Source organism: Streptococcus sp. 4094, from assembly GCF_013277125.1.
In the GTDB taxonomy this organism is placed as follows: domain Bacteria; phylum Bacillota; class Bacilli; order Lactobacillales; family Streptococcaceae; genus Streptococcus.
Genome location: NZ_VMMI01000002.1, coordinates 1 through 9,483, shown reverse-complemented (window position 1 = coordinate 9,483; position 9,483 = coordinate 1). Strand labels below are relative to the sequence as shown.

Sequence of the window (9,483 nt, the reverse complement as noted above, 5' to 3'; positions counted from 1 at the left end):
GCCGACCGTCGCTGATACGACAGCAGCCAAATCGACTCAAGGGAATCTGCAAGCTTTGTTGGCAAAACTAACGCTTAGCTCAATGAAGGCTCTCCACGATGAAGTGGAAGCTGGTCTAGCAGCAGCTAATGCAGTTTTGAGCGACCCTAAAGCGACACAAGCGCAGGTTGATGAGCAAGCAAGACTGATGGCTGAGCTTACGAGCCGTGTCAATCAAGCCTTGACACCTAGCTTAGAAACTCCAACAATCTTGGAAAAAGCAGGTCTGACATCTACTGGACTCGCTACTCCAGAGGGAGCTACGACTGCGCAAACAAGTGGAGGAAAAGGTCGTAGAAGAGCTTTGAGCGAGCCTACACCAGATGAAAATCAAGTTACGCCATCTGCTGGAGGAGACTCAACAGGTTCTGGAGCTAGCACTCAAGCTACTCCACAGACGCTCCCAACCTACACAAATACAGAAGGTGAAAATGGTGTTTATGGACTAAAAGATGAGTTAGAGTTTATCACTAATCAACTCCGAGCTAACGGAGCATCGGCAGATAAAATCCAAGCAGCCAAGGCAGCTGCTGATAAGTTCAACGAAGCCTTCTCTAAAGGTGACACTATTAGCCAAGAAGACTTTAGTGCTGCCTTAGCAGACCTGAAAAAATCACGTGAACTGATCGAAGGAGTTCTTGCTGAAAATGAAGCAAATGCAGGAGTGGTAACAGGACCTGCAACTCCAAGTGAAAACAATGTAACCATTCAACCGCGTACCAACGCTACAGGATGGTCAGGTTTCCGCTCGATACCAGCAGGCGCACCAACTCGTACGAGACGTGCGGCAGGGCAGGATAGAGCGGCTCGTGATAATGGGATTGCCTTTATCGATGCTAAAAGGCACTATTTTGATAATGATGTCGATATCACATCACCTTATGACCAATACACCTATGCTTTCTGGAATAAGAAGGCCTTAACTCCAGGTGATAGACCTGATGATGTGGCGGATATTATCCAATATTTGAAGGAAGATGTTGAAAAAACATCAACTGGTTTCAGATGGAGAATCACAGTCAACCCTACTCGTAAAAATCTGGATGGTGTCAGTCTCCTATTCACAGTTCCTTCAGGGCAGTCTTTAAAGGCAAGTAGCGTTACGATAACGAAGCAAACTAGTGAAGGTTCTACTTCTTATAACACTGCAGCGCATGATGGCAAAGATGAACTAGCTGCTACCATGGAAACAGCTGGATTTGATAATGTTAAGACGGGTACTCCAACTAATACAGGAGCTGGTAATGTAGGTAATTTTGGAAGTTCTAACTATTATAAAGCGGGTAGTGTGAGTGATTGGGTATTTGAGACACAAGGTGATGGTTACTATGTCCGTGGAAATCCAAGTCAGGCTAATGCTACGAATGGGTATGAAAATACAGAAGAGCAAGGGAAAAGTACTGACAAAGTTAACCAAATAATCCGTTCTTCTGGTAAGACTTATTATGGGCGCCTAAAAGGAAATACAGCCTATAGGATCGAATTTGAGACGACTGGTGGAAATGACCTCGATAAGCTAGACTACCTGTCTAGTATAAAAGGTTTTCAAGACTCCCATCGTTACTTCGGTTTGCAGATGCATGCTCGTCTGGACAGAGAAATTAAATCAACAGGGAATTTCCGTTTCCTACTAAGGAAGAATGGTTATTTCCAAGTGAATCAAGACCATAGGTCAGCTGAATTTGGTACTGCAGCATGGAACTATAATGTGCAGAAAGATGGAATCACTTATCAGAGTGTCCCTATCGGTTCTTTTGACGGAACAGACTCCAGAATAAAAGGTATCATTACTTATAATCCTAATGGTAGCTATATTCAGGAATACAATAAGTTCGATATCCGAAACTACGGAGAATACTATGATAAGTCGGGTACACTGGATCCAAACGGTTATAGCAAAGCTGAGAGTCAAGACAAAGGTCAACGTTTTGAATACTATACAGGCACTACGTCTATCACGCCTGAAAAGATAGCAGAAGAAGTTAGTAAACAACCAGGTGTGCATACCTATACCTATGTACGTAGCTTTAAAGATGGTTCACAAGACAAGGGTACGATTCACTTCGTTACAAAACCAAAGACACCAACCATTGAGACGGACTTAAGTAATGTGGGTGATGGACCTGCTAGCATAGTAGCAGGAAATGGAACCCAAGGTCTTAAGATGTATCTTTATAGAAAAGGGGACAATAATAAACTCATTGCTGTTCGAAGTGACGGTAGCGATGTCGAGTTAGATAGCAAAGGGAACCCTGTCAAAAAAGCTGGAAATGAACAAGCAAACGTTACAGCTGGAGCAAATGGCAAGGGTACTTTCAACATTTCTAAGTTGCAACTAGGCGAGTATGTGGTGAAGACGGTTGTTGACGGCACCTGGTACGATTATAAGAATAATGATAAAAAAGAAGAAACGGTTGCGTCTGATCCATCCAATATCAGGAAAACACTTCCAGCTAAAATCGGACCTGCCAATACTAAAGATGGTGATCAACTTGATTTTGAGTCAGGTAACAAACCATATATCAATTATCCTCAGAATCAGCTTGTGACAAATAAGAGCATTCGTTTCTTAGTGAAAGGTGCAACCGATATCACCAAACTGGAAGTGGATAGTGGTGGTGGCTATGGAAAAGATGGACGCCTTCCAGCAAGTATCTGGCATACAGCTGGACTAAACTCTCAAAAAGCAACAGTTAGAGTAGAACTTCCTAATGGTTTTAACAATAGCCAAGCTGGGATTACAAATCTAAAAGTTAAAGCTACCTTAAAGGATGGAACTGTCAAGGAACTACCTACCAGCCTGATTATTCCACCAGACAAGCAGAACCTAACGGATAATCAAAACCTAGAAGGTAAAGCAAATGAAAAACCGGAGGTTACAACCAAGAGTTTTGGTAGCCATCTAGCTGGAACCTATACAGTTGGAACCAGAACACTGGAGTGGAGGGCTCTATTAGTAAAAGGTGGACAAGACGATTACGAAGGATTCCTACCTATTACGAAAAACTATGAACTTGTAGCAGAAACGACCTTGAAAGCTGATGGAACTGCAACCTTTACAGCAGCCAGCTATAAGAAAGATAAAATCGGAACAGATCCGTTAAGAGTCACCCTTGCGTTAGTAGATAAGACGACAAATCAGATTGTTGATAATTTAGTCATTCGGAGAAGTAGTAATAGCATTCAAGCTACAGTTCCTAATACGAACTATAGTCAAAAACAACCTAACCTAACCTTTATCCAAGGGGAAACCCCTAGCTGGGGAGATCCTAAGACCTACTTCACCTATGAAAATGGCGACCCTATCGGGACAGACAAAACCTTCCTATGGAACTCTTCTAAGAACACGACAGCTCCAAGCGATCCTGACCTGTCTGTAGGAACTGGAAAAACCATCGAAGTGTTGGCTCCTAACCCTGGAAGCGCTCCTAAGGTGATAACTCTGACCTACAATGTAGTCGCACCTGTAACCCCTAACAACAGTATGTACACGGTCAAAGGGAAAGACTTTGTCAAACCAAATACCACGACTACGGCAGTGGCATCAGACTTCTATAACACCACCACTGGTAAGACCATTGCGTGGAAGACCAACTCAGCGCCAGATAAAAATGCAGCTGTAGGTCAAAGTCATACAGCAACCGCTACTGTGACCTATCCAGGAGTGGACCGAAACGGTCAGGCTATTACCCGTGAGGTTACGGTTACTTATGGTGTTGTTGATTCAAGCTTAACCAAGCATACATGGACAGCTAACTACAATGGCAAACTAACAACAGGGGCAGGAGCTAATCCCGATGCTGATGCAAGAAACTATCTCAGCAAGGATAGCTATACAAATGGCAAGATTCAAACTGCCGAGTTTGTAGCAACATCTAGGACAAACACAGAGGCACCATCGACAACCAAACCGGGTAGTGTCAATAAAGAAATCAAGGTAACCTATGACAATGGTCAAACGCAAAACTTTGGTCTTCTTGTCCAAGTGAGACCGGATAAACCTCGTGTGACAGATAACTTGGGAGAAAAAGCAGGTCTCAGCAACCAAACTGTCACAGTCACCAATGTCCCAGCCAATGCTGGTACAGTCAATGTAATCCTCAAGGCAGATGGAAACGTGATAGCAAACACTCGGACAACTGTAAATGGCTCAACAGCAACCGTTACAGTTCCTGGCGTCCTACCAAAAGGAGCAATCACAGCCACTGTAGCATTGACAAATACTAGTCACGACTACCAAACAAATCGAGATAATAACTACACACTCAACTCAGACGATAGTGATCCAGTGAACAGTAGAGGTCGTAAACCGCAAAAACCAGAGATTCATCAAGATAAGGAAGGTGATTTGGCGGTTACAGCGACAATTGGTCAAGATGGTGCCAATAAAGCGATTTTCAGCTACACCACTACAGGAAATCAAACGAAAGAGATTACCTTTGAAAAAGGAAGGGACGGTACTTGGAGCAAGGTCGGAGCTACTACAGATTCAACAGTTGCCATTCGTAATAACGCTAATGGAACGGCTGAAATTCACATGACGGGTGGAACTGCTAATGCAGGAAGCACTGTCTCTATCAAGCAACAAACAGCCTACTCAGACTTTACTGACCCAGCAACTTTGACTGCTTATGGTCGTATGACAACACCAAACTTCAATGCAAGAGAGGATACCAGTGTTACCATTACACCAGTCTCAGATGCCAATAAGTTGACCGTTACCTATACACCAAACAACCAAACTGCGGCTACAACTGTCACATTGACTAAAAACAATGCAGGTCAGTGGCAAAACCAAACAGGATTTAGTGTGTCAGGCAATACGGTGACCTTGACAGCAGGAACCGCTAAAGCAGGGACAAGCGTTTCTGCTAAGGCTGAAAGTCCAAACACCATTAGTTTGGTAGGACAAGCTCAGGCTAAGCCTGCTGTGCCAGAAATCAATGGTAGTGGCGCTTATGCAAATGCGCTAGACTCAACCAGTCGAACCATTACAGGTCGTGGTTTGGCAGGCGCAACTATTAAGATTACTCTACAAAATGGGCAAGAGCGTACAGCAACTGTTGCACCTAATGGTAACTGGAGCTATACACTTGCAGCTAACGAGTTCTTGACTCAAACCGCACTGGCAGACAACACTAGCGGTTATAGTAATCAAGCTGTGCGCGTGAAACAGGTTGTCAATGGTGTAGAATCTGGCAGTGCCAGCAAAGATGTTTTGATTGGATTCCCTACCTTGGACAATCCTGTTGCTGCAGGTCGTGACATTACCTTCTCTTTACCAAAAGATGTGGGATTGAGCTATCTTCAATTTAACAGTGGTTATAGAGAAGAGGTAACCGTTAAGAGGGATAATGGTGTTTGGAAGCTGGATGGACGCTTCAAAGATAAATTGAGTATAGAGACAGTGACTCAAGACAATCCATCCATCACTAAGCTCAAAATTAGCGTTACAAATCCGACTACTGAAAGCGCCATTCCTTTCCGCCTAGTAGAGGGAAATCAAAACATTCGTCTACGTATGCATAAATCAAATGCTTCAGGAACTGCTGCTCCTGGTACTTCTCAAATCACTGTAGGGGAAGGTACTGACCGTGGGGACTGGATTTATGCCAACGTAACAAATGAAAAACCAAGTATCGCTGCTAAAGCTACTATTAAAGATACTTACGTTGCCAATGAGAAATTAACAAAAGCAAAACTGCTTGATTTGGTAACTGTCACAGATGCAGAGGACGATGCTGCTAAAACAGTTGGTCTAACTGCAAAACAAAAAGTAACAGTAGCTATTAGCAAGGGTGGTCAAGCCTTTACATTAGCTGATGGAGACTACCTTAAAGAAGGTGACTACAATCTGGTGTATAGTACCAGTGATGCTGCTGGAAAGGCTGCGGACAATCTAACACATACCATTCATGTTCAGTCTATAAAAGACGCTACAAACATTAGCCTTACTCAAAAAGAGGTGTTCACGTCAGCGGATATTGCAAACAATAGCTTTACAGATAGTGCAAAAGATCGGTTTGTTGCCAAAATCAAACAACAAAATCCAAACTTACCAGCCAATACTCGAGTAGAGAAAGTGACAGATTCTGGATTAGGTAATGTTGTCAAACTGACTTTTGAAGATGGTTCTGAAAAGCTTGTGACTGGATCAGATATTGCTGTACCAGCAATGCCAACAGTAACACCAGAATCAGGATACGGACAAAACTTGAGTTCAACGACTCGTAGTATATCAGGTACAGGTATTCCGGGTGCAACTATTAAGATTACCTTACAAAATAACAAGGAAGTTTCAACAACAGTTGGAACGACTGGTGCCTGGACCTATGACTTGCAAGATGGGGAACTGCTCTCGCAAAATGAAAAACAAGATGCGACAACTAAGGTAGCTAACCCTGTTTCAGTCAAGCAAGAAATTGGTGGCATGATTTCTGCACCACAAAATGTTACCGTTAGCTTAGGACAAGCAAGATTTGAAGGAACGCCACTTCAAGCAGGACGTGATATTGTTGTTCGTGTACCGCATGATGCTAGTCGATTCTATGTAACGATTGCAAGTAAAGATGGAAGCAAGTACCAGTATGGAGTTAGTAAGACTGCTGCTGGAGGATGGCAGGTAGTGGAAGAACGCTCTGCAACAAGTGGTGGCAGTTTCACAGCTACTGGAAGAAGCACAACTGACTTAACAGAGGAACAAAGCAATAATCCATCAGAAAAACTACTGAAACTACACATTAAAGATGCCAATACGAAGGCAGATATTCCATTTACCATTCCTTCGTCTAATAATAGCGTAATTGCTCGTGTTCATTATGATAATGCGGCAAATAATCCTTCTGGAGATTTTGCACGAGCAACTGCAACCAATACAGATCCAAGCATTGCTGTAAACGAGCCAAATACGCACGATTACACAGCAGATGGCAGCTTGACGCTGGCAGGATTGAAATCTCTTGTCACAGTAACGGACGCAGAAGATGATGCCAATGAGACCGTAGGAAGTCCAGCGCGTGAGAATGTAAGTGTCACCATCCAAAAAGATGGACAAGCAGTTATCTTAGCAACGAATGACTATCTCAAAAAGGGAGATTACACAGTAACCTACACCGTACGAGATGCGGCAGGTGCAACAGCAACTAAAACCCATACCTTAACGGTTTCTTCATTAGCAGAGTCTAAAGGTGGATCGATTGTTTATCCATCAGATGACCAAAAAGTAGTGTATGGAAATAGCGATATAGTGAATGGAAACTTCACAGATTCTGCTAAAACTGGTTTTGCTACTAAATTGCAAGATCTAAATAAAACGAATACCAATCTACCAACAATCAATGGTCAGGGTGTGACATTTACAGCAGGTACAACGAATGAAGAAAGTAAAACTGTAGTAGCAACCTTCCCAGATGGCTCAACGATTGAGGTTCCAAGTTCTAAGGTAGCCAAACCGGAAGCTCCGGCAATCACTGCCACTTCTGGTGATAAACTGAGAGACACAGATCGTACGATTTCAGGTACGGTTGTTGGTAATGCTTCCAAGGTGACACTTCGTTTCCAAGATAATACAGAAGTGGATGTCACGCCGACTAATGGAACTTGGACTTACACGCTACCAGAAGGTAAGTACCTACACCAAACAGAACAAGCTAATAAAGCTGGTTATTCGGCAACTAAAGTTACAGTAACTCAAACAGCCTTTGGTCAAACAAGTGATGCTAGAGAATATGGTGTTGTAGAGAATCGTACGTTTGAAGGTAAACCTGTCAAACAAATCGTAGGGAATGCTACACTTACTGAATTGAACAGTCATCCAGAACGTGTCTTGAACTATCAAGAAAATGGTCGAACAACAGCTCTTCCAAACTACTTGACTGCTACTTGGAAAGAGGCACCTGACTTTACGACAGTAGGTACACACACTGCAACATTGCTCATCTCTGAAAAGACAGGCACGAATAATCAAACAAGACCTGTAACGGAAGTAACAGTACCAGTAACGGTTTATCCAACCGTTGTAGAGAAACAAGCTAAGTTTGGACAAGTCTACGGTAAAGCCTTGCTCCACGGGAAAGATGCAGCCAACTATGTTAAATTCCAAGCTAATGGAACTGACGTTGCCAAACCATCAGATGTAGAGGTAGCTTGGCAGACAAAACCAAGTACAGCAGAAGCAGGTCTTGATAAAATAGGAGTAGTAAAAGTTACCTACCATGTAACAGATGGAAATGGTGCAACTAAAGATGAAGTTAAAACTGTAACAATCAATACACCAGTCTATCATGCGACTGCGAATAATGGTGGTGTTTATACAACAACTTTTGGTACTCGATTTACAAGTTCTACTAGTGCATCTGGTGGGTATCTAACGCCAAATCAAACAAGTAACGTAAAATATTTCTGGGAATCTAGGGGATATTCTAATAGCATACGTAATACTATGGATGCTGATTATCTCGGTAAAAAGATAGATAAGATTCAAGTGCTATATCCTACGGATACTGGAGGAGTTGACTATTCTGATGCACGTTCGGAAATTTTGCCAATATACTTTGTCGTAAAACCTTTAAAACCAAATATTCAAACAACTCCTATTGAAGCTGGACAAGATAGTGTAACTGTCAACAACGTGAACAGCGGAACGACTGTAGAACTTTATGATGCAACTGACACTACTAAGGATCCTGTTAAGATTGGTGAAACAGTGGTGGCTAAAGAAGGCAACTACGATAAGAAAGATAATATTTCAGTTCCGTTAACTCAAGGTCAAACTCTTGCTGCAGGTAGAAAAATTATCGCCAAAGTTGTGTATACTTCTGGTAATGATAGAACAGAATCTGATAGCAGTGCAGAAGTCGTTATTAAACATCCGAAACCAGCAGAGTTGACGTCAATGGCGAAAATGAATGGTGATTATGAGTTCAGTGTTCCAACAGATGCAGATAAGGTTACATTTAATATTCCTACAGAAAATGATGGAACGAAGACTGTCACTCTTACTAGTGAAAACAGCTGGGCGTCTACAGATACTGCTGTTAAGAAAGTAGGCGATAAGCTTGTTATCTCTAATGGAACTTTAGGAACTACAAACCGTACGGTTAATATTATAGAGACTAAAGGTTCAGGGGATTCAGAAAGTGCTGCACGTGACTATACTGTTACTGTTCCAAAACATGAGGTTGAAACGACTAAAATTAGCAAAGTAGTTGGCGGAAGCAACCCTACAAATGAAGAATTGCTGGATGCTGTAACCGTTGCTGATAAAGCGTCAGCAACCTTAAAAGATGGTACGACTTATCCAACTGCTCTTGGAACTCATACTATTGAGGTTGTAGTGACTTATGCAGATAATAGTACGGAAATTATCAACATTCCGTATGAAGTGAGATCTGCTGACAAGTCAGAACTAGAAGCGTCTAAGACAGCCTTGAATACAGCCATCAA

At 42.4% G+C, this 9,483-nt stretch carries 1 protein-coding gene; it reads left to right on the top strand.

Annotated elements, in window-relative coordinates:
* Nucleotides 1-9,483, top strand: a 9,483-nt coding sequence (locus tag HT721_RS00295; RefSeq protein WP_173228680.1) for a hypothetical protein, incomplete at both ends; no start/stop codon positions are given.